Here is a 25,986-nt window from a genome sequence, read left to right on the forward strand (position 1 = left end):
GTGACTACCGCGTTTCCGGCCCGGGCTCCAGCGGGGGGAACTCTCCGGCCGTCTTGAGGAAGACCACGGCCTCGACCCATCCCCCCTCTTGCGAGAGCGACAACCGGAGCTCCTGCTCCCGCCGCCGGAAGAGCAGGGGCGACTCCTCCTTGAACCCGGCGCGCGTGAGCCGTTCGCGATACCAGGCCCGCACGTCGGCCTCCTTCGCGGGCGCCCGGTAGGTGAGCGTCCGCGCGCCCTCGAGGTCCGCGGAGAGGACATTCATCGCCCCGGCGTACACGGGCAACGAGCTGGGGAGCGCGGCCGGTTGCGCCTCCCCCAGCCTCGCCCGGCCGAGCACCACCGTCGTCAGCCCTCCCGGCTCGGGCGTGAGGATGACGGTGTACGAGGTGAAGGTCCGCGTATCCAACGCGGTGAGGTGGGGCTCGGCGGCCAGCCGGGGCTGGTGCCGCTGGAGGTAGAAGCCGGCCTCGTCGAAGGCGGTGGCGAAGTATTGGAGGAGGCGCTCCAGCTTCTCGCGGGAGGTGTACACCCGGATGCGGACGGGGATGCCGCCCACGTTCATCCGGTCCGGCACGTCCACCGTGGACACCAGCCCTGGCACGTCCCAGCGGAAGGGCTCGCGGGAGGACTCCGCGGGCGCCGCCGCCAACAACAGCTCGAGCACCAGCAGGCAGCTCAGCATTCCCGCAGCCCCAGGAAGCACTTGTTGGACGGGCGGCGCTTGGGCGACGGTTTGTGATCCACGCCGCCGGTGTTCCTCGGCCGATCGATCTCGTCCTGGGACTCACCGCGGGGAGTGTCCCGCTCGATGTAGTCGTCCTCCTCGCCGCGGTAGCTCATGAAGAAACCGCTCTCGTCGATGGGGCTGTGGCCCACGAAGAACTCGGCGAACTCGGAGGCATCGCGTCCGGCGGAGCGCCCGTTGGCGTCGAATACCTTCCGGGCCGCGTAATAGAAGGCCCGATTCTCCGAGCAGGGCACGTCCGGCTGCTCGGGCTGAAGGGGGCAGTGCTCGCTCACCTCGGGATCCGAGAAGCCGTAGTCCCCCAGCAGGAGGCCGTAGCGGCCCTGGCAGGTGCCTCCCACGGCCCGGCCCGCCGCGCACACCTTCATCTTCAGCAGCGTGGCGTGCTTCTCCCCGAAGAAGCCCCCCTCCCCTTCCATGAAGCGGGTGGGCAGCGTGGGCAGCCCCTCCAGGTGGGCCTCCGCGGCGCAGCTGATGCCGCCCACGTTGTCGTAGATGCCATCGAGCACGCTGTCCGTGGGCTCCCCCACATCCTGCCCGGGCGGGTAGGTGCCCCAACTGCCGGGCAGCGGTGAGCGCAGCGCGGGGCGCCGGCTCCGGGGAAGGTCGAACTCCACCTCCTCGTCCCGGGCGCACCGCACCTGCATGTCCCTCACGCGGGTGAAGACCTGGGTGACCTGGGTGCGAGGCCCCCGGGTGGAGCTGCGTCCGTCGAAGTCGCGGTAGCGCTCGCGGGCATTGGCCATCACCCGGGGGGCGATGGAGGGGAAGGCGCTGAAGTCGCCGATGGTCTCCCGGTTCTCGAGCATCCGGTGCACCCGGAACGCCGTGCTGTCCCAGAGCGGAGAAACAGCCGCCTCGTGCACCTTGAGCGAGAGGTAACCCACCTCGGCGAAGTGGATGCCGAACATCACCACGGTGACGAAGACGAGCAGGCACAACGCCAGCTCCGCCGTGGACTGTCCCCGGGGGGCCCGCCGCGCTGCCCTCATCAGTGCACCCCCTTGTAGCCCGCCGAGATGAGCTGACGGTAGGCCTCGGCCGCGGGGCCTCCCACCGTGTCCGGGATGTCGGTGCCGCCGCGCCGCAGATCTCCCCCGGTGTCGATGTCCGCGGCCACGAGCGTGGCGCGCCAGAAGGGATTCCAGAGGTTGGGCGGCTCGTTCCAGCGTCCGCGCCGGTGGTAGTAGGCCAGCCCCGTGGCGAGCGCGGCCTGCACGCTGATGTCCGTGCCGTCCGCCAGGTGCAGGCCGTGGCTGTCGAAGGTGCCGTTGCTCTCGGGGGTGAAGCGGAAGCGGAAGAGGAGGTTCCAGGGATCGCTCCGCAATCCCCTCACCTTGTAGTCCCGGTGGGCGAGCGCGAAGAGCTTCGGCTGGGCCCAGAGGTTGCCGTTCGAGTCGTCGGCCGTGTTGTACGTCATGCCGCCGATGAAGGTGCTCGGGCAGTAGATGCGGGGCCAGCAGGACTGGAGCGAGTGCCGGTACTGCTTCTCCATGCCCGGGTCTTCCGCGCCGAGCGTCGGGGAGGCGGGCGTCCACCAATGGTTGTCGCTGCCATCCTCGAGGTCGGTGGCCTTGATGCCCGCCGTGGCCCTCACGCGGAAGGGGGCGCAGCCGGGGAAGGTGACCTCCACCAGGGCATGATCCTCGGCCCAGGTGAACCACGCCTTGTCCGCCCGCCCGCCGTGTCCGAGGGCCGAGCCCCAATAGGAGCTCCCGCCGCCACCGATGATGCGCGCACGGCCTCCCGCCGCCCCCAGCGCGCCCAATATCCCCTTGTCCCCCGCGAAGGCCGGAAGCCCCTGCCGGCTCGTCGTGAACACATAACCCCGGGTGGCCATGGCCATGTCCAGCCCGTGGCTGTTGCCCCCGGAGGTGGCATGCACCAGCTCGTTCACCGACACCTGCGTGGGCCCCGCGCGCAGCTCCTCGTGGAAGCGGCTGCCCTTGCTCGCCATGGATGCGAGCTGCGCGACGAACGAGGCATCCCCTCCGGCGACCCCCTCCCGCAGCCGGCCGAACATCTCGCCCTGCATGCTCGACAGGTGGCCGCCCAGCGTCTGGATGTTGTAGGCCTGCACCCCGGCCCGGGCGTCCAGCTCGTGCCACTTGCGCTCGATCGCCGCGTTCTGCTCGTCCAACGCCACCAGGGCCTCGGCGGCGGCCGGGCAGCCCTGCGCGGCCATCCGGGCGGCGTTGAGGTTGGCGCGCATCATGCTCGTCCAACTGGTGAGGCTCAGCACCCCGGACATGGCCACCAGGTGGGCCGTCTGGGCGCGGCGCATGAGGGCGATGCTGTTGAAGGTGCGCGCGGTGGCCACGGCACTGCTGTAGGCCGCCAGGTCCGCCACGCTCTGCGTCTCCATCTTCTCGCGCACCTTCATGGAGAACGAGAGCGTGAGGCACACCATGACGGTGACGAGCAGCAGCGTCAGGCAGAAGAGCACCATCGCCTGGCCGCGCGGGGGGGGACGGCTCATACGCCCTCCGGGGTGAGGGGGCAGTTCTGTTGGCGGAAGTAGCGGGGCCGCGCCGGCGTCATCATCCGCATGGCGTAGGTGGCCTGGAGCGGAAAGACATACTCGCGGCGGGCGGCGCGCTCGAGCAGCTCCTCGCGGATGGCGATGTCCAGCGCGGGAGGCGTCCGGCCCACCCAGTGCGCCGGGCGGGCCGGTTGGAGCGGATCCGTGGAGGAGTATTCACGCAACCCCAACTGGGCCAGGAACATGCGGCCCAGCACCCAGTTGGCGAAGGGGATGCGCATGGGAAACCAGAAGACGAGCCGCGCCTCCAGCCGCACCACGTCCTCCACGCCGGCGTAGCGGTTGACGTCGTCGAAGGACTCCTCCTCGTCCGAGCGGAGGGTGCTGCCCAGCGGGCGCTCCCGGGCAATCCACACGATGGTGCCGGTGTGCCCTCCGGAGTGGTAGCGGTTGTCGCGGTGGGTGCGGAAAGCCGCCCCGAGCGCCGCCGGCGAGTCCGTCCGGGCGAACGAGGGCAGCAGCACGCCGAGCGCCGCATGCGTCATGGCCTCGCAGTCCCCGTGCTTGACGCTGCCCGTGCGCACGGCTCGGAACGCCGCGTACTCCGTCAGCGCCCGGGCCTGCAGCAGCAGGAAGAGCTGCAGCGTCCCCAGCATGAGGAAGATCGTCAACGGCAGGGTGAGTGCCGCCTCCACCGTCGCCTGGCCAGACTGTCTGCCCTCGAGGCGGTTGCGACGGCACATGGCGGCGTACTCCGTACCCTCCCCTGTCACGAACTCCATACGACATCCAGACGAAACCGTGAGCTTCCGGTTTCCCAGAATGTGGAATGGATTGCAGTCCGGCCTAGGAGGACTCCCGGCCGAACCTGCGCCAGTTGGAGCCACCGCCCGGGGTGTTGCCGAGGGCCTCCGCGTTCTTCTCGGCCTCCTGGGCCAGCACGGGCGCGGGCGCCGGGGTCTCCGTGTTCTCCACGATGAGCATGCCGCCGGACTGGTGCTGGTTGCGGCCGGAGTCGATCGCCTTCGTCAGCTCCTCGGGCTTCACGAAGTAGCTGGAGGCGGTGCCCGGATCCTTCACCATGTAGCGGCCCTTGTCGTCCATGCCGTCGATGACGACCCAGTGCGCCTTGCCGGTCTCCTGCGCCTCGCCGCGGGTGGCGATCTTCTTGGAGTCCACCATGGCCACGGCCTTGCCGCCGTTCTGCAGCGCCCCATCCAGCGCGTCCTTGTCGAGGCTGGTGGCGCCCTTCTTCACCGCGATGCCCTCGTTCGCCAGCATGTTGGCGAGCTGCTTGGGCGTGGTGCCCTCCTTGGTGGCGAAGCGCGAGCCCAGCTCACCCATGAGCTGCTCGTCGGACACCGCCTCCTTGCCGCCCTTGGCCTTCGTCAGCATGGCCACGGCCGCCGCGCCGCAGTTGGCGTCCTCGGTCTGCTGGAGCACGGGGGTGGCGCTGCTCCACTTCCCCTTCTGGACCTGCTCGTCGGCCACCACGTTGCGCTTCTCGTTCACCGAGTTGACCAGGTCCTTCAGGGACTTCGTCTCCACGGGGGCGAGCTGCTCGAGCTTCCGGGGCGATCGCATGGATGGCATCCGCGAACTTCGACTCCCACTCCTGCTGGACCTTGGAGAGCTGCTCGAAGACGTCGGAGCCCCCCGGAAGGGCCGGGCTCGGCGTGCAGGCCGGGGTGGGCGTGGCTGACGGAGGCGCCTGGACCCTGGACGGAGAGGCGCTCTCCAGCGACCGGGAAAGGGCACTACCCACCAGCGAGGACAGTTTCACGCTCATCTCGAACCCCACCTGACTTTGGAAAATCGCGAATCTTGCGTATTTATCGACGCACGCCGTCAAAAGTTTCTTCGCGTAGCGCACAATGTAGCCTTTTTGGACCGAAACCGTCCAGGTAGAATGTTTCGAATCCCATGAAAGAGCCGAAGAGCCGGAGCAAGGGGAAGAGCACGCAGCGGTCCGCGCCGAACACGGGCCGTTCCCAGCGGGGCCGGGCGCCGGAGGACGTGCCGCCTGTCTCGCAGGTGGGGCGCTACCTCTTATTGGAGCGGCTGGGCCAGGGCGGCATGGGGGTGGTGTACGCCGCGTTTGATCCGGATCTGGATCGCAAGGTGGCCCTGAAGTTGCTGCAGCCGGACGGGCAGAGCATCTCGGAGACGTCGCGGGCGCGGCTGCTGCGCGAGGCGCAGGCCATGGCCCGGGTGTCCCACCCCAACGTCATTCCCGTCTTCGACGTGGGCGTGTTCGGGGATCAGGTGTTCCTCGCCATGGAGCTGGCGGACGGGGGCACGCTGAGCGGCTGGTTGGAGGAGGAGCGCTCCTGGCGCGAGGTGCTGGAGTACTTCCTGGCCGCGGGCCGGGGCCTGCAGGCGGCGCATGAGGCGGGGCTGGTGCACCGGGACTTCAAGCCCGCCAACGTGCTGGTGAGCCGCGCCGGGCGCGTCTACGTCACCGACTTCGGCCTGGCCCTCCAGGTGGGGGCACCCGAGCAGGCGGAGGACACCCTGTCCGAGGAGGCCCGGCAGCTTCTGCCGCCCGAGCGCCGGATGCTGGAGGCCACCCTCACCCAGACGGGCGTGGTGCTGGGCACGCCCAACTACATGTCCCCGGAGCAGTACCAGGGGCGAGAGGTGGACGCGCGCTCGGATCAGTTCAGCTTCTGCGCGGCGCTGTACTGGGGCCTCTACCGCAAGCGGGCCTTCGAGACCTCGCGCATGCGGGCGTTCGCGACGTCGCGCTCGCGGCCGGACATGACGGATCGCACCGAGCCCATGGAGCCGGAGGCGCTCCCCGCGGATCTCATCCAGGAGCCGCCGAAGGACAAGAAGGTGCCCACGTGGGTGCGGCAGGCGCTGATGCGCGGGCTGGCGCTCGACCCGGCGGCGCGCTTCCCGTCGATGAAGGAGCTGCTGGCGGCGCTGTCGCAGGAGCAGCGGCGCGTGAAGCGGCAGCGGTGGGTGGTGGCGGCGTGCACGGCGGCGGCGGTGCTGGCGGTGGTGGGCGGCACGGCGTACCGGCAGTCCCAGGTGTGCGCGGGCGCGGGAGGGTTGATGGCCGGAGTGTGGGAGCCGGCGGCGCGCGGCAAGCTGGAGGCGGCCTTCCTCGCCACCGGCAAGCCCTTCGCGAAGGAGACGGCCTCGCGCGTCTCGGGCGTATTGGAGGAGTACGCGGCCGGGTGGACGCGGCAGCGCACCGAGGCGTGTGAAGCCACGCGCGTGCACGGGACGCAGCCCGAGGAGTTGCTGTCACGGCGCGTGGTGTGCCTGGAGCGGCGGCGCAAGGACCTGGGCGCCCTGGTGGGGCTGCTGGCCGAGGCGGACGGGGCGCTGGTGGAGAAGGCGATGGACGCGGCGCACGCACTTCCCGCGTTGCAGGAGTGCGCGGACGCGGAGTCGCTCTCCGAGCAGCAGCGGCTGCCGTCGGACCCGGCGAAACGCGCCGACATCGCGCGGCTGGAGGAGCGGCTCGCCGAGGTGAAGGCGATGGTGGACGCGGGCCGCTACCCGGCGGCGCTGGAGAAGGCGCGCCAGTTGGAGGCCCCGGTGCTGGCCACCCACCACCTGCCCCTGGTGGCCGAGCTGCGCTTCCACCTGGGCTGGCTCCAGGAGCAGATGGGCGAGTCCACCGAGGCCTCGAAGCTGCTGTCCCAGGCCGTCTACGACGCCGAGGCGGGACGGGCGGACCGGCTGAAGGTCTCCATCCTCAACAAGCTGCTCTTCGTGGAGGACGGGCAGAAGCACTTCGGGCAGGCGGAGGGCTGGGGCGGACTGGCCGAGGCCACGCTGCGGCGCCTGGGCGGTGAGCCCGTGCTGGAGAGTGACGTGCTGGTGAACCGGGCCAACCTGGAGATGTCCCAGGGGCACCTGCCCCAGGCGCGTGCGCTGCTGGAGCAGGCGCGGGTGCTTCAGGGGAAGGCGCTGGCGGCGGGCCATCCGAAGCGCGCGCGCACCACCTTCCTGCTGGGGCGCGTGATGCTGGAGCTGGGCGAGGGCCCGAAGGCGGTGGAGCTGTTGGAGGAGGCCCTGAAGCAGACGGAGGCCTCGGTGGGCGCGCAGCACCCGGACATGGCGCGGCGCCACCTGATGCTCTCCTACAGCCTGCGCGAGATGGGACAGCACGCCCGGGCCCTGGAGCACGCGCGCGCGGCGGCTGGCATCCGCGAGGCCCTCTTCGGCAAGGACAGTGCGCAGGCCGCGGAGGCCGTGGACGAAGTGGGCATGTGCCTGCTGGACTTGAAGCGCCACGACGAGGCGCTCGCCGCGTTCGAGCAGGCGCTCGCGGCCAAGCGCAAGGCGCTGCCCCCCGGGGACGAGCAACTCCAATACTCGTATGACGGCGTGGGCCAGGCGTTGCTGGGACTGGGCCGGGAGGAGGAGGCGGTCGAGCCGCTGCGGCAGGCCGTCGCCTTCGCCTCGGCACCGCCGGACGTGCTGGCGGTATCGGGCTTCGCGCTGGCGCGTGCGCTCTGGGTGACGGGCCAGCAGCCGGAGGCGCGTGCCGAGGCGGCGCGGGCCCGCGAGCGCTTCGCCCAGGCCGAGCTGGCACCGCGCGTGTCCGAAGTGGACGCGTGGCTCGAGTCGCTGCCGAAGGAGGAGGCGCCCAAGAAGAAGGAGAAGTCCAAGCGCCGCCCGACGAAGCCCTCGCGCCGCCCGACGCGCCTGTAGTGGGTTCCGCATGCCCCCTCTCCCTCTGGGAGAGGGCGGGGGGTGAGGGTCGTCGCCGGGAGAGGGGATATCGGTGACAAGCCGTGTCACGGGAATACGGAGCGTGGTAGCGTCCGCCCGTGGCGTCGCACGAAGACGAAGAGACCTCGGGCGCGACAGCGACCCTGCACCGGGCCGGTCCAGGACGGGTGCGGATGAAGCTGCTGGTGCTCTCTGGAGCGGAAGCCGGGCGCAGTCATTCGCTCGAGCATGGCGAGTACACGGTGGGCAAGGCGCCCTCGTGCGACATCGTCCTCACTGACAAGACCATCTCGCGGCAGCACCTGAAGCTGCAGGTCCGCGAGGAGCACGTGCTGGCGGTCGACCTCGAATCGCGCAACGGCTCCTTCTGCGAGGGGCTGCGCTTCTCCCAACTGGAGCTGCGCGCGGGCAGCGTCATCACCCTGGGCACCACCGAGCTCAAGCTGGTGCCGGAGGACACGCGGGAGCGCTCCCTGCTGCTCTCGGCGCGCGATCACTTCGGCGCCCTGGTGGGCAGCAGCCGCAAGATGCGCGAGGTCTTCACCCTGCTGGAGCGCATGGCGCCCGGCGGCTCGGACGTGCTCATCCAGGGAGAGACGGGCACGGGCAAGGAGCTGTGCGCCGAGGCGCTCCACCAGGAGAGCAAGCGCGGCAAGGGCCCCTTCGTCATCGTGGACCTGGCGGGCATCGCCCCCTCGCTCATCGAGTCGGAAGCTCTTCGGCCACGTGAAAGGGGCCTTCACCGGCGCGCAGAGCGACCGGGCCGGGGCCTTCGAGCGCGCCGGCGGCGGCACCGTCTTCCTCGACGAGGTGGGCGAGCTGCCGTTGGATTTGCAGCCGAGACTGCTGCGCGTGCTGGAGCGCCGGCAGGTGAAGCGGGTGGGCGCCAACGACTACCGCACGGTGGACATGCGGGTGGTGGCGGCGACGCACGTGGACCTGGAGAACGCGGTGAAGGAGGGGAAGTTCCGCCGCGACCTGTTCCACCGGCTCGCCGTGCTGCGCGTCACGCTGCCGTCCCTGCGCGAGCGGCCCGAGGACATTCCCCTGCTCGTCGACAACGTGCTGGAGCGGATGGGCAAGCCGCCCAGCACGCTCTCGGCCCAGACGCGGGCGATGCTCACCCAGTACCCGTGGCCGGGCAACGTGCGCGAGCTGCGCAACGTGGTGGAGCAGGTGGTGAACCTGGGCGAGGAGGCCCTCCCGGACATGCCCCCGCACCCCGGTGAGGGCGGCGGAGACGGGCCTCGCACCACCACGGCCGAGCTGGAGCTGCCCTTCAAGGAAGCCAAGGAGCGGCTCATCGAGGGCTTCGAGCGCGACTATCTCAAGAGCCTCATCGAGCGCTGCGAGGGCAACATCTCCCGGGCCTCGCGCGAGGCCGGCATCGACCGCGTCTACCTGCGCAAGCTGCTGCGCAAGCACGGGCTCGAGGACCGCGACGGCGGCGCGTGAAGTGAGGTGGTGACAGCCGTCACCACCCCGTGACGGCAGTCACCAGGGGGAGACCGGTGCGGCATGGTGACGCGAGTCATCAGCCCCGGTGCGAGTCCCGTGGGCAGGTCGTGTGAATTCAAGAGCTTCGGGTTCGAGTGCCATAACGCAACGCGTTGGCACACAACCTGCTCTGCACTGCGCACGAGACCTACTCACAGAAAGACTCCCGCCATGCAGATCTCCAACCGCCTCCAGAAGCCGTCCGTTGCCGTGACGCCCTCCACCCCCCGTGAGCTTCCCGGCGTCCTCGCCGAAGGGCCAGGGCCGTGCCGCCTCGGGTTTCGAGTCCGCCTCGAGCTTCGCGCCGTCCACCGGGCGCACCGCGGTGGCGCTCACCGCGCAGCAGGCCGCCTCCCCCACCACCGGCCCGCTGGCGCTGAGCAGCCCCCAGGCCCAGTCCGCCATCCGGAAGTCGCTCGACTTCCTCCAGCAGCAGACGGGCTCGCTGGCCCGCGGCGTGGCGCCCGGCGCCGGCATCTCCCAGTCCGTCACGCCCCGCTCCGTCGAGCGTGATGCGCTCGGCATGACGCACGTGCGTCTGGACCGCAAGCACGAGGGCGTGAAGGTTTTCGGCGAGCAGCTCATCAGCCACCTCGACCCGCAGGGCAAGGTGTCGGGCCTCACCGGCAGCGTCTCCACCATCCCCGCCGGACTGGGCTCGCAGCCGGTGAAGCTGACGGCGCAGGACGCGCTGGCCATCGCGCAGAAGGACTTCGCGGGCAGGACGGACCGCGCGCCCACCGCCGAGCGCGTCGTCTTCCAGGGCAAGGACGGCAACTACCACGCGGCCTACCACGTGGAGCTCACCCACACGAAGGGCCTCGAGGGCAACGAGCGCCCCCGCCGGATGAACTACCTCGTGGACGCCCACAACGGCGAAATGCTCACGAGCTTCAACCAGATGGGCGGCATCGAGCTGCCCCACGCGAAGGCCGGCACCACCCCGGGTGGCGCCACGCAGGCGCCCGTGCCCGTGCCCGTGCCCGGCAAGCCCACCCCGCCCACGACGGGCAAGGCGGATGACACCACCCTGTACAGCGGCAAGGTGGAGCTCTCCACGAAGAAGAACACGGACGGCACCTTCAGCCTGGAGGACGCCAGCCGCGGCAAGGGAGTGGTGACGTACGACGCGCAGAACAAGGAGCAGGCCAGCCGGCCGGTGAAGATCACCGACAAGAACGACGTGTGGGGCGAGGCGACGGATCCCACGCGCAACCGGGCCGCGGTGGACGCGCACTACGGCGCGCAGATGACGTACGACTTCCTCAAGGACGTGCTCGGCCGCGACTCGCTGGACGGCAAGGGCGAGAAGCTCGTGTCCAACGTGCACATCGGCAACAACTTCGTGAACGCGTACTGGGACGGCACGCAGATGAACTACGGCGATGGCGACGGGAAGACGGCCGGCCCGCTCACCACGCTGGACATCGCCGGGCATGAGATCGCCCACGGCCTCACCGAGCGCACCGCGGGCCTCATCTACGAGGGCGAGTCCGGCGGCCTCAACGAGGCGATGAGCGACATCATCGGCTCGGGCGTGGAGTGGTACGCGGCGCAGAAGAACTCCGCCGTGGAGTTCGACTGGAAGGTGGGCGAGGACGCGTGGACGCCGGCCAACGGCAACGGGGACGCGCTGCGCTACATGGATGACCCGACGAAGGACGGCTACTCCGTGGACAACTACAAGAACTACCCGAAGCAGACGGAGGTGCACGGCTCCAGCGGCATCGCCAACAACGCCTTCTACCTGCTGGCCAACGGCGGGAAGAACCGCACCTCGGGCCTCGAGGTGAAGGACGGCGTCGGGATGGAAAAGGGCCTGAAGATCTTCGCTCGCGCCCTGGAGCACTACATGACGCCGAAGACCACCTTCGCCCAGGCCCGCGAGGCCACGGTGCGGGCCGCCACGGACCTGTACGGCGCCAACTCGGCCGAGCTGAAGAAGGTCCAGGAGAGCTGGACCGCGGTGGGCGTGAACTGAGCCCAAGCCAGTGGAAGTCAGTTCTTCAGGGGTGCTCCCGCGGGAAAGCACGGGGCGCCTTCCGGCCGCGCGGCGTGCCAACTGGTCCGATTGTTGGACCAGTTGCTCCCCCTCGCGTCCGGAACCTCCCCCCTGTCAGGACCGACCCCTCCTGGCTTCGGTCTCCGGCGTGCGCGCCTCCCGCACGAGGGCGAACACCTCCCCGTAGCGGCCCTCGCCGAAGGCCTTCCTCAGCTCGGGAAAGCCGCCCTGCCGCAGCGCGCGGAGGTGGCGGTACTTGGCGGAGTGGTAGGTGGACACGGCCCAGGCCAGCCGCAGCGCGGTCAGCCCTCCACGCCAGAGCGCACCATGGATCAGGCAGTCGCGTATCAGGTGTGCCGGGCGCTGGAGGGCGGCGGGCTTGAGCCGCCTGCCTTCCGCGAAGGCGCGCACGGCCCAGAGCAGGGCATAGCGCTCCTCCTTCTCCGCGCGCCCCTCGATCGAGGTGGCGAAACGGTGATCGATGGGCGCATGCAGGCGGGGGGCAGGCATCCGGGGCAGCGCCTCGTGAACGATCATCTCCGGGCGCCAGATGGCGACGTCCCGGCGGACCAGGCGCGCACGCCAGTGGGTGCGGTAGCGGAAGCGGTGCTCCTTCAGCTCGGCCCAGTCGCGGCAGGGCAGGCGGTAGGCGGGCTCCGCCGGGTGGGAGTCGCGCCAGGCCCGGATGACGGGCAGGGCCTCCGGCGCCAGACGCTCGTCCGAGTCGAGATACAAGACGTAGTCACAAGGGCCCAACGCCTCCACGGCGGCGGCCCGTGCGGCCCCGTACCCCCGCCAGGAGTGGGAGACCGAGCGGACGCCCATGCTCCGCGCGAGCTCCACCGAGCCATCCGTGGATTGCGAGTCCAGGGCCACGACCTCGTCGCAAACGGCGCGCAGGCTCTCCAGGCACGCTCCGAGTGTGTCGCGGTTGTTTCCGTGGATGACGTAGCCGCCGAGCTTCATGGCTCCAGCTCCGGAGGCCATCGGCCTCGTTTTCAGTGCGCCGCCGACCACGGCACCACTGAGGGGGCGGCTGATTACCTGATCCAACCAGGGAATTGAAGCCACTCAGCGAGCAGGCTCCACCGGGGCCGCTCACAGCCGGAAGCCGGAGAGGGCCTCGGTCAGCCGCGCCGTCGTGCTGCGCAGTTGCTCGGCGGACTGGCGCATGGCGTCCACCGACACCACCGCCTTGTCCGTCGTGCGTGACAGCTCGTTCACCGCCGAGAAGATCTGCCCCACGCCCTCGTGCTGTTGCTTCACCACCTTCACGATGCGCCGCAGGCTGGTGCTCGACTCCTGGAGCATCCGGGTGAGCTCCTCCAGGCGCTCGCCTCCCGTGCGCACCTGCTCGAGCTCCTCCTCCATCCGCGCCCGCCCCTTCGTGGTGATGGCCACCGTGTTGCGCATGGCCCCACTGGAGCGCCTCAACTGCTCGCGCACCGCCACCGTCTCCTTCACCGAGCGGTCCGCCAGCGAGCGGATCTCCACCGCCACCACCCGGAAGCCCTGCCCTTCCTGCCCCGCTCGCGCCGCCTCGATGCCCGCGCTCAGCGCGAGCACGTGACTCTGCTCTGCCAGATCCCTCACCGTCTCCGTGAGGGTGGACACCTTCACGCTGTGCTCGGCCAGCTCCACCACGTGCTGCGCAATGGCGTCGAACTGGCCGCGCAGCTCCTGGATGCCCCGCAGGCTCTCGGCCAGCACCTCCATGCCCGAGCGCCCCACCTCGTCGGCCCGCTCGGCCGCGCTCAGCACTCCCGCCGCCTGGCTCGCCGCCAGCTCGGACGTCTGGCTGATCTCCTCGGCCACCGCGTTCGTCTGCGTCACCGCCGAAGCCTGCCGCTCGATGCTGCGCCCCTGCTCGTCCGCCGCCTTCGCCAGCCGCTCCACCTCCTCCGCCATCTCCAGGCCCGCCTGGCGCACCGCCCGCATCAGCTCGCGCAACTGCGACACCATCTGCCCGAGAATCCGTGAGAGCTGGCCGATCTCGTCCTCGCCCGGGGTGGCGAGCTGCAGGGACAGGTCCCCCTTCTCCACCTGCCGCGCCGCCACCATCAAGGCCCGCAGGGGCTCGGTGATGGAGCGCCCCACCCCGATGAGGAACAGCAGCAGGAAGAGCCCGAGCCCCACGCCCGCCGCCGCGAGCCCCCACCAGGCGTCCCGCAGCGTGCGTCCCACCTCGAGCTCCAGCTCGCTCGAGCGCAGCCGCAGGCTGTTGGCCGCCGCTTCGAGGAGCTCGGCCAGGCGCGCATACCGGCGTGTGTGGGCCCCCTCCAGGAAGTCCGCGAGCACCCGGCTCCGCTCGGCCTCGGGGGCGGCGAAGACGCGCGCGCGCACCGCCCGGGCGTAGCCGTCCCAGGCCCCGCGCGCGTCCTCCACGTACAGGCGCGCATCCGGGGCATCCGTCACCGCCAGGGCCCGCTCGAAGCGCACGTCCACGCCCGCGGCGATCTCCTCCCATTGCCGGCGCAGCAGCCGCGCCCGGTCCTCGCTGGCAGGCGCGAGCATCAGGTGCAGAACCGCGCGGGCGGCGTGCAGCTCCCCCAGCAGCGACTGGACCGTGCCGTACGTCTCCGACTGCAGCTTGAGCTGCCGGTGCACGGGACCGCCGACCTGGAACTGATTCAGCGCGTACACGTGGACCGCGTGGCTCGCCACGAACACCGCGAGGAGGAGGATGATGAGCAGCGAGAGCTTGTGGCGGACCTTCAGGCGGCGCAGGAAGGACATGGCGCTCAGCGGGCCTCCCGGACGGGAATGAAGGAGCGCGCGACGATGGCCTGGCCCTCGGGCGACATCACGTAGTCGAGGAAGGCCTTCAGCGGCCCCTCGGGCACGCCCCGGGTCGCCAGCACCAGCGGCCGGGACAGCGGGTAGTCCGCCGTGCGGATCGCCTCGGGCTCCGGCGCCACGCCCTCCAGCGGCAGCACCCGAATCCCCTGGACGCCCGGTGCCAGCGTCCCGAACGACAGCGCGTGCGGATGCGAGGCCACGTAGGACAGGACCTCCTTCGGATGCTTGAAGGCACGCGTGGGCGCGAACGGAGCGCTCTCCATCACCGCATCCGCGAAGAAGTCCGTCGTGCCCGAGCCCGTGGACAGCTCCACCGTCACGAGCTCCACGGGAGCATCCGGCCCGCCCACCTCCTTCCAGTTCTTCAACTGGCCGGTGAAGAACGCCTTGAACTGGGCGCGGCTGAGGGCCGGGACCGGATTGTCCGGGTGGACGTACACCGCGAGCGCGGCGTACCCGATGATGACGTAATAGGGGTGCTGGGCCTTCTCCGTGCTCTTGAGCGAGCGCGCCAGGCCGCTCAGGTCCGCGTGCCCCTCCATCAGGAGCTTGAAGCCCTCCGCGGAGCCGACGTACTGCTTCACCTCGACGGGCCGCCCTCCCCCGCGGACGAAGCCCTCGCTGAGCGGAGGCAGGACGGTGTCGCTGATGCTGCCGGAGCCCACGTAGACGAGGGGGGTATCCACCGCGGCCTGCCGCTGACAGCCCGAGCCGCCCCCGAGGAGCAGCGCCATCCCGAGCACCCACGCGCGGGCTCCCACCCGGAGGCGAGCCCCCCGAGGCTGGGGAGTCTGGAGATTGGAGACGAGCAAGACAGCCGGGGAGTGTAACGAATGGGAACCGGCCGCGGTGCATACGCGGAGTACGGGCGGAGGGCACAGGGCACGCCTGCCCCCCCGCCGCCTTTCTCACGGCCGGGAGATGGAGCAAAAGTCACGGCGCACCCGCCGCCACGACAGTAGACAGCCCCCATGAAATTCCTCTTCTTCCCCATGCAGGCCCACGGCCACGTCAACCCGATGCTTCCGCTCATCCAGGAGCTGGTCTCGCGCGGGGAGGAGGCCGTCGTCTACACGACGCGCGAGTTCGAGGCGGCGGTCCGCAACACCGGGGCCTCGCTCCGGTTGCTGGATGACGCGCTCGCCATTCCTCCCTCCTTCCCGGGTCTGCAAGGCGTGGGGAGCGGACAGGCGATGAAGGAGATGCTGCCGGTGCTGCTGAGCATCATGCGCCGGAGCCTGCGCGAGGCCCCCCGGGTGGTGGAGCAGGCCCGGGCGGAGCAGGCGGACTGCATCGTCTACGATCCGATGGCCTTCTGGGGCCGCGCCGCCGCCGCGAAGCTGCAACTGCCGGCGGCCATCTTCCAGACGAGCTTCGCGCTGACCCACTCCCCCACGCTCCAGCGCGCGCTGCGCGCGAACATGAAGGGCCTTCCCTCCCCGCGCGCCCTGCTGGCCATTCTCCGGATGCTGTGGACTTCCGAGGTGCTTCACTGGCGCCACGGGCTCCCGCGCATGAGCCTCGGGGCGGCGTTCACGACCCTCGAGGAGCTCAATCTCATCCCCGTCACCCGGAAGTACCAGCCCGATGCCGAGGCCTTCGATGAGCGCTTCCTCTTCATGGGCCCGTCGGTGCTGCCGCGCAATGACCGGGGAGACTTCCCGCTGGAGCAGCTCGAGGGCAAGCCCGTGCTGCTCATCTCGCTGGGCACCACGCCCATGAACCTGCGGCCCGACTTCTACAAGGCCTGCTTCGAGGCCTTCCGCGACACCCGCTGGCAGGTGGTGATGGCCTGCGGCATGGGCCTGGACCCGGCCACGCTCGGACCGGCACCGTCCAACGTCCTCGTGCGCCAGCGCGTGCCCCAGCTCGAGGTGCTCGAGCGCGCCCGCGTCTTCCTCACCCACGGCGGCATGAACTCCACCATGGAGGGCCTCTGGCACGGCGTGCCGCTGGCCGTCTTCCCGCAGTTCGGGGATCAGCCGGTCAATGCCTCACGCGTGAGCGAGCTCGGGCTGGGCGTCACGCTGTCGGCCCAGCAGGCCCTGGACCCGAAGGTGCTGCGCGAGACCATCGAGCGCCTCGACACGGACCCGGGCTACCGCACGCGCCTCTCGGAGTACCAGAAGGAGCTCCGGGAGGCGGGAGGGCACCGCCGCGGGGCGGATGCACTCCAGCAGTTCGCCGCCGCCCGCCGGGGAGGCCCGCGTCAGAAGGCGGCCTGAGCCGGCGGCCGCACCCACTCGCGCTGGAGGGTGAAGGCGGCGCGGGCGCGGATGTCTCGCGAGGAGCTTCCCACGAGCACCTCGAAGCGGCCCGCCTCGGCGACCCAGGCGGCTCTCGCGTCATCGAAGTACGCGAGCGCCCGCATCCCGAGCGTCAGGGTGACGCTCTTCGTCTCGCCCGGCGCCAGGTCCACCTTGAGGAAGCCCTTCAGCTCCTTCTCGGGGCGCGGCAGGCTCGACTGCTCGTCGCGCACGTAGAGCTGCACCACCTCCTGCCCCGCGCGCTGCCCGGTGTTCGTCACGTCGAGCGTCACCGTCAGCGTCTCCTCCGGCTGAAGGGCCTCGGCGCTCAGCCGGAGATTCCCGTACGCGAAGGACGTGTAGGACAGGCCAAAGCCAAACGGGAACAGCGGAGGGAGGTGCTTCGTGTCGTGGTGACGGTACCCGGCGAAGATGCCCTCGCCGTAGCGCACCCTGCCACTCGCACCGGGGTAGTTGCCGTGGGCGGCGTTGTCCTCGAGCCGCACGGGGAAGGTCTGCGGGAGCCGGCCGGAGGGCTCCGCGGCGCCGAAGAGCACATCGGCGATGGCGTTGCCGGCCTCCTGTCCGGGGTACCAGGCCTGCAACACGCCCGCGACCGCGTCCAACCAGGGCATGGCCACGGGCGCGCCCGTCTGCAACACCACCACGGTGCGGGGGTTGGCGCTCGCCACCCGCGAGACCAGCTCGTTCTGGCGGCCCACCAGGTCCATGTGGGGACGATCCACCGCTTCCGTGTCCCACTCCCCGTTGTGGCCGACGAACACCAGGGCCACGTCACACCCGGCGGCGAGCCGCACGGCACGCTCGAGGTGCGCGTCGCCCAGCGGCCGGGTGACGCCCACACGCACGGCCCGCATCCCCTCCGCGGGGCTGGCGTACTCGATGGTCACCTCGTACGCACGGCCGGCCTGGAGGTCGAGCGTCCCGGTGACTTCATCGCTGCCACTCCCGAAGTAGGTGTCGCCCTGCTTCCACGCGCTCCAGTTGTCCACGATGAGCCGCCCGTCCATGTACAGACGGCTGAGGCCCGCGCTGACCAGGCCGAAGTGGTGCACGCCGTCCTCGTCCGGCGTGAAGCGCGTGGAGAGGCGCGCGGAGAAGGTCTCGGCGGTGATGCCCGGTGCGGGCTCGTCGTTCCACATGACCTCCGCCTGGGCCAGGCCGGCGCCCGATACCCCCTGGCCCGATAGGCCGCGGTTGTTGAAGTACTCGGCGCTGAGCGGCTCCTGGAGCAGGGGCAGCAGCTTGTGGTTCGAGCAGCCGAGCTCGTATCCGAGCACGACGCTCCCGCCGAGCTGAGCCTGGATGCCCTCGTGGGGACTGACGCGGTAGTGCGCGTTCACCTGCGCGCTGCCGCCCCCCATGATTTGCGCCGTCTTCGCATTCGGGCCGATGAGGGCCACCTTCTTCAGGCGCTTCGGGTCGAGCGGCAGCACCCCCTCGTTCTTGAGCAGCACGGTGCCTTCCGCGCCGGCGCGGCGGATGAGGGCGCGGTGCTCGGGCCGGTCGATGGCCTGCTCCTCGGCGGGCGCGGGACGCTCGAAGGCGCCCACGCGGGTGAGGAGACGCAACATGCGCCGGGCGCTGTCCTGGATGGCCTCGGCGCGGACCTCGCCCGAGCGGACGGCCTCGAGCAGCTTCTGGCCCCGGTACTTCGCCGGGCCGGGCATCTCCAGGTCCAGGCCCGCGTTCAGGGACTCCGCCGTGGAGTGCGTGGCGAACCAGTCGGACATCAGCACGCCGTCGAAGCCCCACTCTCGCTTGAGGATGTCCGTCAGCAGGCGCCGGTTCTCGCTGGCGTACGTGCCGTTCAGCTTGTTGTAGGAGCACATGACGGCCCAGGTGCCCGCCTCCTTCACGGCCGCCTCGAAGGGCACGAGGTACAGCTCGCGCAGCGCACGCTCGTCGATGTCGGAGCTGATGGACATGCGCTCGAACTCCGACTCGTTGCCCACGTAGTGCTTCACGGTGGCGCCCACGCCCTGGCTCTGCACGCCCTGGATGTACGCGACGCAGAGCCGGGCGGACAGGAAGGGGTCCTCCGAGTAGCACTCGAAGTTGCGGCCGTTCTGGGTGGAGCGGTGCAGGTTGACGGTGGGCGCGAGCAGCACCTGCGCGCCCTTGGATTGCGCTTCCTGGGCGAGCGCCTCGCCCACCCGCGTGACGAGCCCGGTGTTCCAGGTGGACGCGAGGGAGATGGCCACGGGGAAGGAGGCGGCCTTCACGCTGCCCACGAGGCTGCCGGCGCCCCGGACGCCGTTGGGGCCGTCACTGACCTTGAGGGAGGGAATGCCGAGCCGCTCCACGGGAACGGTCGTCCAGAAGGAGGCTCCGGCCAGAAGAGAGACCTGCTCCTCGAGCGTCATGGCGTTCAGGAGCGTGTCGATGCGCTGCTCGTTCATGGTGGACACGCTCATATCCCGGAATGCGCACGGCGAGGCCACTGCTTCTGCGCAGTGCGTCAGGAGGGGGCTCGCGCGTGGACCGGCCGCGAATGGCTTTCGAGTCCGGGGCTGTGTCACTCTCACCTCTCGGGTGTCAGTCGCTCACGAGGTGTTGCATGCCCCCTGCCGCCGCGGCCTCGTCGCCGCACCCCGCCCCCCGGCGGATGCGTTACGCCCCCCTGGAAGGGCTGTTGCGGAGCCTCGACATCTCCGAGCGCTCCGCCGAGATGAAGGAGATCGTCCGGCTGAGCGGTGGGACGGACTACGTGCCCTCGGAAATTCCGGTGGAGAACTTCGCCGAGGTGCTCCACTTCCTCGCGCGCACCCGCTTCTCGTCGTGGGCCTCGTCCGAGGGGCTCTTCCGCGTGGGCGCGTGTCTCTTCGAGGGCTACCGCAAGACGCTGCTGGGGCAGATCCAGCTCGCCGCGCTGCACCTGCTCGGGCCGGATCGCCTGATGCGCAAGGCGCCCGATTTCGTGGGCCGCAGCAGCAACTTCGGCGTGCGCACGGTGGAGCAGCTCGGCCCGAGCCACTACCGGATGGATTTCCGCGGCGTGCCCCTGCCCGGCGACTACTACAACGGCATCCTCCACGCCGCCCTGCGCGCCACCGGGGTGAACGAGCCCCAGACGCACTGGGAGCAGACGGGCCCCGAGGACATGAGCTTCGACGTGCGCTGGTAGCGTTCAGGCGAGGGAGAGGCCGGACGCCCGGGAGCACAAAGTCTCCGGTATGACATTGTAGGTCGCCCCGCGCGTCCGGGCGTGATAGCCCCTGGGGTGTGAGCAATTCCTTCAAGACCCTCGGCCTTTCTCCTGAGTCACTCGGTGCGGTGCGGCGCGCCCGCTTCACCGCGCCCACCCCCATCCAGGCCCAGGCCATCCCCCCGGCGCTCGCCGGGCGTGACGTCATCGGCTGCGCGGCCACCGGCACGGGCAAGACAGCGGCCTACCTGTTGCCCCTCATCGAGCGCTCGGCCGGTGAGAAGGGCCCGGTGGGCCTGGTGCTCGCCCCCACGCGCGAGCTGGTGCAGCAGATCGCCGAGGAGGCCGCCTTCTTCGGCGAGCCGCGCGGTGTCACCCGGGCGGTGGTCATCGGCGGCACGGACATGAGCGCCCAGGCGGAGGCGCTCGGCCAGCGTCCCACCCTGGTGCTCGCCACCCCGGGCCGGCTGGCCGATCTCATCAAGAGCCGCACGGCGAACCTCTCGGCGGTGCGCATGCTCGTGCTGGACGAGGCGGACCGGATGCTGGAGATGGGCTTCCTGCCCGAGCTGCAGCAGATCCTCGCCGCCCTGCCCCGCGAGCGCCAGACGCTCCTCTTCTCCGCCACGCTCGGCCACAACGTGACGCTCTTCGCCCAGGAGCTGCTGCGCCGGCCCGTCAAGGTGGAAGTCACGCCCAGCGGCACGCCCGCCGCGCGCGCCGTGCAGCGGATGTACGAGGTCGACGCGGACGAGAAGTACCCGCTGCTGCTCAGCCTGCTCGCGAAGGATCAGCTCAGCGCGCTCGTCTTCACCCGCACCCGCGAGCGCGCCGAGAAGGTGCAGGAGATCCTCAAGGCCGGGGGCCACAAGGCCTCCATCATCCACTCCGACCGGACGCAGGGACAGCGCCGCCAGGCGCTCGAGGGCTTCCGGCGGGGGCAATACCGCTGCCTGGTGGCCACCGACATCGCCTCGCGCGGGCTGGACGTGGAGGACGTGGGGCACGTCATCAACTTCGACCTGCCGCACTCGCCCGAGGACTACGTGCACCGGATCGGCCGCACGGCGCGGGCCGGGGCCAGCGGGCGTGCCTCGACCTTCGTCACCGCGCGGGACGAGGAGACGCTGCGCGCCATCGAGCGCATCATCCGCATGCCCGTGCCGCGCGCCGAGGTGCCGCGCACGGACCCCGTCTTCCGCGAGGAGATGGAGAGCTACCGGAGCGGGCAGGAAGAGGCGGAGGTGAAGAAGTCCGGGGCCATCCCGCTTCCCCGCGCGCCGGAGAAGGCCCGTGCCCGCCCCGCCCGCGCGAGCGGAGAGCGGAGCGAGACCCGTGGTGCGGGCTCCCGTGGTGCGGGCCCCCGTGGTGCGGGCCCCCGTGGTGCGGGCTCCCGTGGTGCGGGCCCCCGGCGTGAGGGGCAGGAGCGCCGCGGTGGGGACACCCGCCGCCGGGAGGCTCCGGGCCGAGGCAGGGCTCCCGCCCGTGGGAAGGAGCGCGGGTCCGAGCGAGAGGAAACGCGTGAGCGGGGCCCCGGCCGGGGCTCGGCTCCCCGCCGTGGGAGGGAGGAGGCTCCGCGAGGAGCGCGCGCATTCGACCGGGAGGGCACCCGCCGGGGGCCGCCCGCGCGCCGCGGTGAAGGTGGGAGCGGCCGGGAGGGTGCCCGGGGCGCGAAGGAGCCTCGCGGGAGGAGCGCGGGCCCGGGGAGGAGCGCGGGCCCGGGGAGGAGTGGTCCCCGTGGTACCGAGCGCCCGGGTGGCAGGGCGGGAGGCCGCAAGGGCGGTCCCTCGCGTGGGGCGGGCGCCGCTCCGCGAGGCCGTGGCGGCGGGGGACGCCGGGGCCGGTAGGCGAGCAGGTCCATTCCCCAGCGGAGCGCCACGGCAGGGCGATATGCCCCTCGCCTGCCTGGTTTCTCCTTATTGAGAAGCCCGGATCCGGATCAAAATGTCACCCTGAGCCGTCGAGGGCCTCCCCCTCCCTCGCGATGGCTCCCCTGACATGGCGCTCCCTTCCTCTTCCGAGACAAGCCAGGACGTTCCCAACCCCCACGAGCCCCGAGCCGTGGCCGCTCCGGGCTCCGAGAGAACCCCGGGGCTCCTGGGCTGGCTGGACTTCTTCCTCTCGGATGCCCTGCGCAACGCGCCTCCCGCGGAGCTCGTCCGTCACCGGGTACTCGTCGCCTCGACGTGTTTCATGCTCCTGCTCGCCTCGCTGTACCTGGTGAGCACGCTGTTCGCGCCGTACTCCCCCATCCCGGGCATCGCGGGCGTGCTGTACGTGTCGACCCTGGTGGCCACGCGCAGGGCCACGACGATCACCGTTCCCGCGGTGGTCATGTTGGCGACCCTCACGGCCGGCTTCGTGGGAGGCATCTTCGCGAACACGGCGGACCTCCAGGGTGGCGTGCACGCCATGAACCTGCTGCTCCCCGCCTTCGCCGTGTACCTGCTGAGGCCGCGCCAGGCGCTGATCTACACGATCTTCATCGTCGTGCTCATGAACGTCGTCCATCCCCTCGTCGTCACGCACCACGCCGACCTCTCCGCCCAGAACATCTCCCTGTCGCGCTTCTGGGTCCGGCACTTCATGTCGGGCGTCTCCTTCCTGGCCATCTGGGGCATCAGCGCGTTGCACAGCACCGCGCGCAACGCGGCCCACCAGTCGCTCGAGCGGGCCTTGAAGGAGCTTCCGGGGCAGCGAGAGCAAGCTGGGCAGCATCATCGAGAGCACCGACGACATCGTGGCCTCGCTGGATCCCGAGGGGCGCCTGATCGTGGCCAACTCCGCGATGAGGCGCTTCTACCGGCGGCTGCTCGGCACGGAGCTCGAGCTGGGGCAGCCGCTCTTCCGCCACTCGAAGCCGGAGCGGATCCAACTCTGGCAGGGCCGGCTCGCCCGGGTGCTCGAAGGCCAGCGTCAGCGCTACGAGGAGACGTACGAGCAGGGAGACTCCCGCCTCGTGCTGGACGTCAGCCTCCACCCCATCCTGGCCGAGAGCGGACAGCCGGTGGGGGTGACGCTCTTCGCCCGCGACATCACCGTGCGCAAGGAGGCCGAGACCCGGCTGGGGGAGATGCACCGCACCCTGGTGGATGTCTCGCGCCAGACGGGCATGGCCGAGGTGGCCACCGGCGTGCTGCACAACGTGGGCAACACCCTCAACAGCGTCAACATCTCCACCACGCTCGTCACCGACCAGCTCCGCCGCTCGCGCGTCAGCGGGCTGGCCAAGGCCACGAACCTCCTGCGCACGCACGCCACGAATCTCGCCTCCTTCCTCACCCGCGACTCCCAGGGCCAGCAGCTCCCGCCCTATCTCATCGCGGTGTCGGAGCAGCTGGTGGAGGAGCGGGACGCCATGCTCAAGGAGATGCAGTCGCTCGCCCAGAGCGTCGAGCACATCAAGTCCATCGTCAGCATGCAGCAGAAGCACGCGCGCTCGGCGGGGGCGGTGGAGCAGGTGGACGTGCCGCAGCTCATCGACGAGGCCCTGCGCCTGCACGCCGTCTCCTTCGAGCGGCTGGCCATCCGCATCGTGCGGGACTACGCGGACGTGCCCCTCATCTTCGTGGACCGGCACAAGCTGCTGCAGATCCTCATCAACCTGCTGAGCAACGCGCGCCATGCGCTGGTGGACAGCGCGCAAGAGGACAAGTGCCTGAGCATCCACGTCCAGCGCGCGAACGGTGGAGAGCGGCTGCGCATCCACGTGACGGACAACGGGGTGGGCATCGCCGAGGAGAACGTGGCGCGCCTGTTCACCCAGGGCTTCACCACCAAGAAGTCGGGGCACGGCTTTGGCCTGCACATCAGTGCCCTGGCCGCCGAGGAGATGAAGGGCCGGCTCACCTGCACCAGCCCCGGCCCCGGCCAGGGCGCCACCTTCTCGCTCGAGCTGCCCGTGAAGGGCGAGGGCGCTTGAACCAGGAGGGGTAGGTCCTGACAGGGGGGAGGTTCCGGCGGCGATGGGGAGCAACTGGTCCGATTGTTGGACCAGCCGGCACGCCGCGCGGCCGGAAGGCGCCTCCACTGGCTTGGGACCGCGGCCAAGGCATCGCCTGCTGACCTGGAAACCTTGACGGGGTGAGGTAGAACGGCACGGCCATGGCCGAAACCCAGCTCTCCGCATCTGTCTCCGAGACCACCAAGGAACTCGTCGAGCGATATGTAGAGGCCCATGGGGTGAAGAGGGGCCACTTCATCGAGCAGGCTTTGCTGCACCACCTTCAGGCGCTGCGTGAGTTGCCCGCCGACCTGCTCACCCCTCCTCGAATCGTGGTGGGTCAGGAAACATTCGAGCGTGTGGCGGACCTGACCAGGCACCCTCGCAAGCCGACGAAGGCACTCCGCGAACTGATGGGCGGAAAGAAGGCGCGGTAGCTTTTCGGAAGAGAGGGTCCAGCGCGGCACGCTCCGCCGACTCGGCTCTTTTCCCCCGTGGCCGAAGTGTCTACCTTCCGTCACGCCATGGACCGCCCCATCCCCGCCCTGCGCGCGAGCCTGGACGACTTCCTCGCCGAGCTGGCCACCCTCCAGTACCGCCACGCCGCCGGCTTCGCCCAGGATCTCCCCCTGCGCGCGCTCTACGAGGACTCGCCCGAGATCGCCTCCCCCGAGGCCTTCGCCGCCGTCACCGAGTCCATTCCCAAGGCCCAGGCCAAGGGCGACCTGCTCGGCGTGCGCCGCCTGCGGCTGCTGCGTGACTTCATCGCCACCCAGATAGAGGAGGCCCTCGCCGCCCCCGCCGCCGAGGCCGTCGCCCAGCTCGAGGCCCGCTCCCGCCTCTCCATCGACGACCAGACCCTCTCCTTCGGCGAGGCGCTCGGCCAGCTCCCCCAGGAGCCGGAGCGTGGCCGGCGCGCCCTGCTCGAGGGCGCCACGGGCGGCTTCCTCTGGGACAACCGGGGCCGCTACGGCGATCGCCGCGAGGCCTCCTTCCGCGTCACCGAGCAGCTCCGCGCCCCGAGCTACACCGCCCTGCGCGAGGACGTCTCCGGCATCGCGCTCGAGCCCCTCGCCGAGGCCGCCGCGCAGACGCTGCGCCTCACCGAGGACGCCTACCGCGACGTGCTCGCCTACGTCCTCAGGAAGGTGGAGCCCCACCTGCGTCCCCTCCCCTCGGGGCACGCGCGCAGGCATGACCTGCAGGCCGCCACCCAGGTGCCCTGGCTCAGCGGCTTCTTCCGCCGCGAGGACACCCTGCCCGCCGTCGTCCGCTGGCTCGGCGAGTGGGGCTTCCACCCGTCCGCCGAGGGCCGCATCCGCCTGGATGACGAGGAGCGGCCCGGCAAGGCCTCCCGTCCCTTCACCGCCGCGGTGCGCGTGCCCGGCGAAGTGCGCCTCGTCTTCCAGCGGCGCGCGGGAATGGACGCCCTCGGCAGCCTCCTGCACGAGTACGGCCACGCCCTGCACCACGCCCATGTGTCGGACCAGTTGCCGCTGGAGCTGCGCCGGCTGGAGGACGCCTCGGTGACGGAGGCCTACGCCACCCTCCTCGAGCGGCTCCTCACGGACGAGGAGTGGCTCAAGCGCTACCTGCGCCAGCCCTCGGCCACCGCGCGCGATGCCTCGCGCATGGCCGCCTTCCAGGCCCTCACCGTGCTGCGCCGGCACTGCGCCAAGCTGCCCTACGAGCTGTCCCTGTACGAGCACGGCCCCTCGCCCGAGCGGGCCGAGGAGTACGCCGATGCCCAGCGGCGTGCCCTCTTCGTCGAGGCGCACCCGGGCTTCTTCCTCTTCGACGTGGACCCCCAGCTCTACGTCACGCGCTACCTGCGCGCCTGGGCCCTGGAGACGCGCCTCACCGCGCACCTCACCGGCCGCTTCAACGAGGACTGGTGGCGCAACCCCACCGCCGGCCGCTGGCTCCAGGGGCTCTTCGCCAGGGGCGGCACCGACGACGCCGAGGCGCTCGCCACGGAGATTTCGGCAAAAGGACTCACGCTCCCCGAGGCGGGTGCCCGCCTCGTGGCTCTGCTCGACCGATGAGCGCAGTCCCCTGGGAGTTGCCGGGGGACTACTTCTTCTTGCGCAGCGCGCGGACGATCTTGTCCTTCGTCGCGTTGGTGCCGGTGGCCGCCGCCTTCGGCTTGCTCGCCGAGCGCGCCTGGCCCGTGCGCTCGCGCATGGCCTTCATCAGCTGCATCTCGATGAGCAGCAGCTCGTCACCGAGCTGCTCGTTGTTGCCCGCGGCACGCGGGAGCGGCGCGCTCTTGCTGGGAGCACCGGCTCCGTGCCGCAGCCGCAGCACCTTCTCCTCCTCGGACGTCAGGGTTCTGCGTCTTCTCCAACGCGGCCTTGACCTCCTTGGACGTCACCGTCGTGCTGCTACCGACCTTGCGCTCCATC

The 25,986-nt window shown here is 70.7% G+C and carries 21 protein-coding genes and 1 pseudogene; 10 read left to right on the top strand and 12 right to left on the bottom strand.

All coding sequences use genetic code 11. The features are described from left to right. Positions 1-4: 4 nt before the first annotated feature. The 5 genes from ACN28I_RS19080 to ACN28I_RS19100 all read right to left on the bottom strand — a co-directional run bounded on the left by ACN28I_RS19080 (position 5) and on the right by ACN28I_RS19100 (position 4,814). Positions 5-685, bottom strand: coding sequence for a hypothetical protein (locus ACN28I_RS19080; RefSeq protein ID WP_420943408.1), 681 nt, complete (start codon positions 683-685; stop codon positions 5-7). Then, positions 679-1,740, bottom strand: a complete 1,062-nt coding sequence (locus tag ACN28I_RS19085) for a TadE family protein (RefSeq protein WP_420943409.1) — start codon at positions 1,738-1,740, stop codon at positions 679-681. The genes ACN28I_RS19080 and ACN28I_RS19085 overlap by 7 nt, the downstream gene beginning before the upstream one ends. After that, positions 1,740-3,227, bottom strand: coding sequence for a pilus assembly protein TadG-related protein (locus ACN28I_RS19090; RefSeq protein ID WP_420943410.1), 1,488 nt, complete (start codon positions 3,225-3,227; stop codon positions 1,740-1,742). Before ACN28I_RS19090 ends, ACN28I_RS19085 begins: the two co-directional genes overlap by 1 nt. After that, positions 3,224-3,973 (bottom strand): TadE/TadG family type IV pilus assembly protein, encoded by a 750-nt coding sequence (locus ACN28I_RS19095; protein WP_420943411.1) that lies wholly within the window; start codon positions 3,971-3,973, stop codon positions 3,224-3,226. Before ACN28I_RS19095 ends, ACN28I_RS19090 begins: the two co-directional genes overlap by 4 nt. A 103-nt stretch (positions 3,974-4,076) precedes the next feature. After that, positions 4,077-4,814, bottom strand: a complete 738-nt coding sequence (locus tag ACN28I_RS19100) for a cysteine peptidase family C39 domain-containing protein (RefSeq protein WP_420943412.1) — start codon at positions 4,812-4,814, stop codon at positions 4,077-4,079. 339 nt (positions 4,815-5,153) lie between these two features. On the opposite strand from ACN28I_RS19100, the gene ACN28I_RS19105 reads away from it, so the two are divergent. From ACN28I_RS19105 to ACN28I_RS19120, 4 genes and pseudogenes are all read left to right on the top strand, one after another. Continuing rightward, complete coding sequence (locus tag ACN28I_RS19105) at positions 5,154-7,904, top strand: protein kinase domain-containing protein (RefSeq protein ID WP_420943413.1); 2,751 nt, start codon at positions 5,154-5,156, stop codon at positions 7,902-7,904. A 194-nt stretch (positions 7,905-8,098) separates the two neighbouring features. After that, positions 8,099-9,151, top strand: a pseudogene (locus tag ACN28I_RS19110) (sigma 54-interacting transcriptional regulator); the annotation flags it as partial. Beyond that, positions 9,135-9,380 carry a helix-turn-helix domain-containing protein gene (locus ACN28I_RS19115; protein WP_420948665.1) on the top strand — a complete coding sequence of 82 codons (246 nt, stop codon included), beginning with the start codon at positions 9,135-9,137 and terminating at the stop codon, positions 9,378-9,380. The pseudogene ACN28I_RS19110 and the gene ACN28I_RS19115, both read left to right, overlap by 17 nt. A gap of 271 nt (positions 9,381-9,651) precedes the next feature. Continuing rightward, positions 9,652-11,403, top strand: coding sequence for a M4 family metallopeptidase (locus ACN28I_RS19120; protein ID WP_420943414.1), 1,752 nt, complete (start codon positions 9,652-9,654; stop codon positions 11,401-11,403). Positions 11,404-11,538: 135 nt separating this feature from the next. Here ACN28I_RS19120 and ACN28I_RS19125 read toward each other — a convergent pair whose 3' ends face one another. From ACN28I_RS19125 to ACN28I_RS19135, 3 genes are all read right to left on the bottom strand, one after another. Then, entirely contained in the window at positions 11,539-12,390 is an 852-nt protein-coding gene (locus ACN28I_RS19125) for a glycosyltransferase family 2 protein (protein ID WP_420943415.1), read from the bottom strand. Positions 12,391-12,522: 132 nt separating this feature from the next. Beyond that, positions 12,523-14,160 (bottom strand): methyl-accepting chemotaxis protein, encoded by a 1,638-nt coding sequence (locus ACN28I_RS19130; protein ID WP_420943416.1) that lies wholly within the window; start codon positions 14,158-14,160, stop codon positions 12,523-12,525. Between the two features lie 5 nt (positions 14,161-14,165). Next, positions 14,166-14,957, bottom strand: a complete 792-nt coding sequence (locus ACN28I_RS19135; protein ID WP_420943417.1) for a phosphate ABC transporter substrate-binding protein — start codon at positions 14,955-14,957, stop codon at positions 14,166-14,168. 237 nt (positions 14,958-15,194) lie between these two features. On the opposite strand from ACN28I_RS19135, the gene ACN28I_RS19140 reads away from it, so the two are divergent. Beyond that, positions 15,195-16,448, top strand: coding sequence for a macrolide family glycosyltransferase (locus tag ACN28I_RS19140; RefSeq protein WP_420943418.1), 1,254 nt, complete (start codon positions 15,195-15,197; stop codon positions 16,446-16,448). Here ACN28I_RS19140 and ACN28I_RS19145 read toward each other — a convergent pair. After that, on the bottom strand, positions 16,433-18,892 hold the full coding sequence (locus ACN28I_RS19145; protein ID WP_420948666.1) for a beta-glucosidase H: 2,460 nt from the start codon (positions 18,890-18,892) through the stop codon (positions 16,433-16,435). The two genes, ACN28I_RS19140 and ACN28I_RS19145, sit on opposite strands and share 16 nt — an antisense overlap. Positions 18,893-19,050: 158 nt before the next feature. On the opposite strand from ACN28I_RS19145, the gene ACN28I_RS19150 reads away from it, so the two are divergent. Then, entirely contained in the window at positions 19,051-19,617 is a 567-nt protein-coding gene (locus tag ACN28I_RS19150; protein ID WP_420943419.1) for a DUF2378 family protein, read from the top strand. Positions 19,618-19,715: 98 nt separating this feature from the next. Then, on the top strand, positions 19,716-21,485 hold the full coding sequence (locus ACN28I_RS19155; protein WP_420943420.1) for a DEAD/DEAH box helicase: 1,770 nt from the start codon (positions 19,716-19,718) through the stop codon (positions 21,483-21,485). Between the two features lie 315 nt (positions 21,486-21,800). Here the strand turns inward: ACN28I_RS19155 and ACN28I_RS19160 are convergent, their stop codons facing one another. Together ACN28I_RS19160 and ACN28I_RS19165 are read right to left on the bottom strand one after the other, a co-directional pair. Further along, the gene (locus ACN28I_RS19160; RefSeq protein ID WP_420943421.1) at positions 21,801-22,022 is read right to left on the bottom strand and encodes a hypothetical protein; all 222 of its coding nucleotides are present in this window, start codon (positions 22,020-22,022) and stop codon (positions 21,801-21,803) included. A gap of 87 nt (positions 22,023-22,109) precedes the next feature. Further along, entirely contained in the window at positions 22,110-22,286 is a 177-nt protein-coding gene (locus tag ACN28I_RS19165) for a hypothetical protein (protein ID WP_420943422.1), read from the bottom strand. A 92-nt stretch (positions 22,287-22,378) separates the two neighbouring features. On the opposite strand from ACN28I_RS19165, the gene ACN28I_RS19170 reads away from it, so the two are divergent. The 3 genes from ACN28I_RS19170 (at position 22,379) to ACN28I_RS19180 (ending at position 25,626) form a co-directional block, all read left to right on the top strand. Beyond that, positions 22,379-23,560, top strand: coding sequence for a sensor histidine kinase (locus ACN28I_RS19170; RefSeq protein ID WP_420943423.1), 1,182 nt, complete (start codon positions 22,379-22,381; stop codon positions 23,558-23,560). A gap of 182 nt (positions 23,561-23,742) precedes the next feature. Next, positions 23,743-24,018, top strand: a complete 276-nt coding sequence (locus ACN28I_RS19175) for a hypothetical protein (protein WP_420943424.1) — start codon at positions 23,743-23,745, stop codon at positions 24,016-24,018. Between the two features lie 87 nt (positions 24,019-24,105). Next, on the top strand, positions 24,106-25,626 hold the full coding sequence (locus tag ACN28I_RS19180) for a peptidase M3 (RefSeq protein ID WP_420948667.1): 1,521 nt from the start codon (positions 24,106-24,108) through the stop codon (positions 25,624-25,626). A gap of 28 nt (positions 25,627-25,654) precedes the next feature. On the opposite strand, the gene ACN28I_RS19185 is transcribed toward ACN28I_RS19180, so the two are convergent. Further along, positions 25,655-25,888, bottom strand: coding sequence for a hypothetical protein (locus ACN28I_RS19185; protein ID WP_420943425.1), 234 nt, complete (start codon positions 25,886-25,888; stop codon positions 25,655-25,657). Positions 25,889-25,986 lie beyond the last annotated feature (98 nt).

It is taken from the genome of Archangium gephyra (genome assembly GCF_049060025.1).
Taxonomy (GTDB): Bacteria; Myxococcota; Myxococcia; order Myxococcales; family Myxococcaceae; genus Archangium; species Archangium gephyra_A.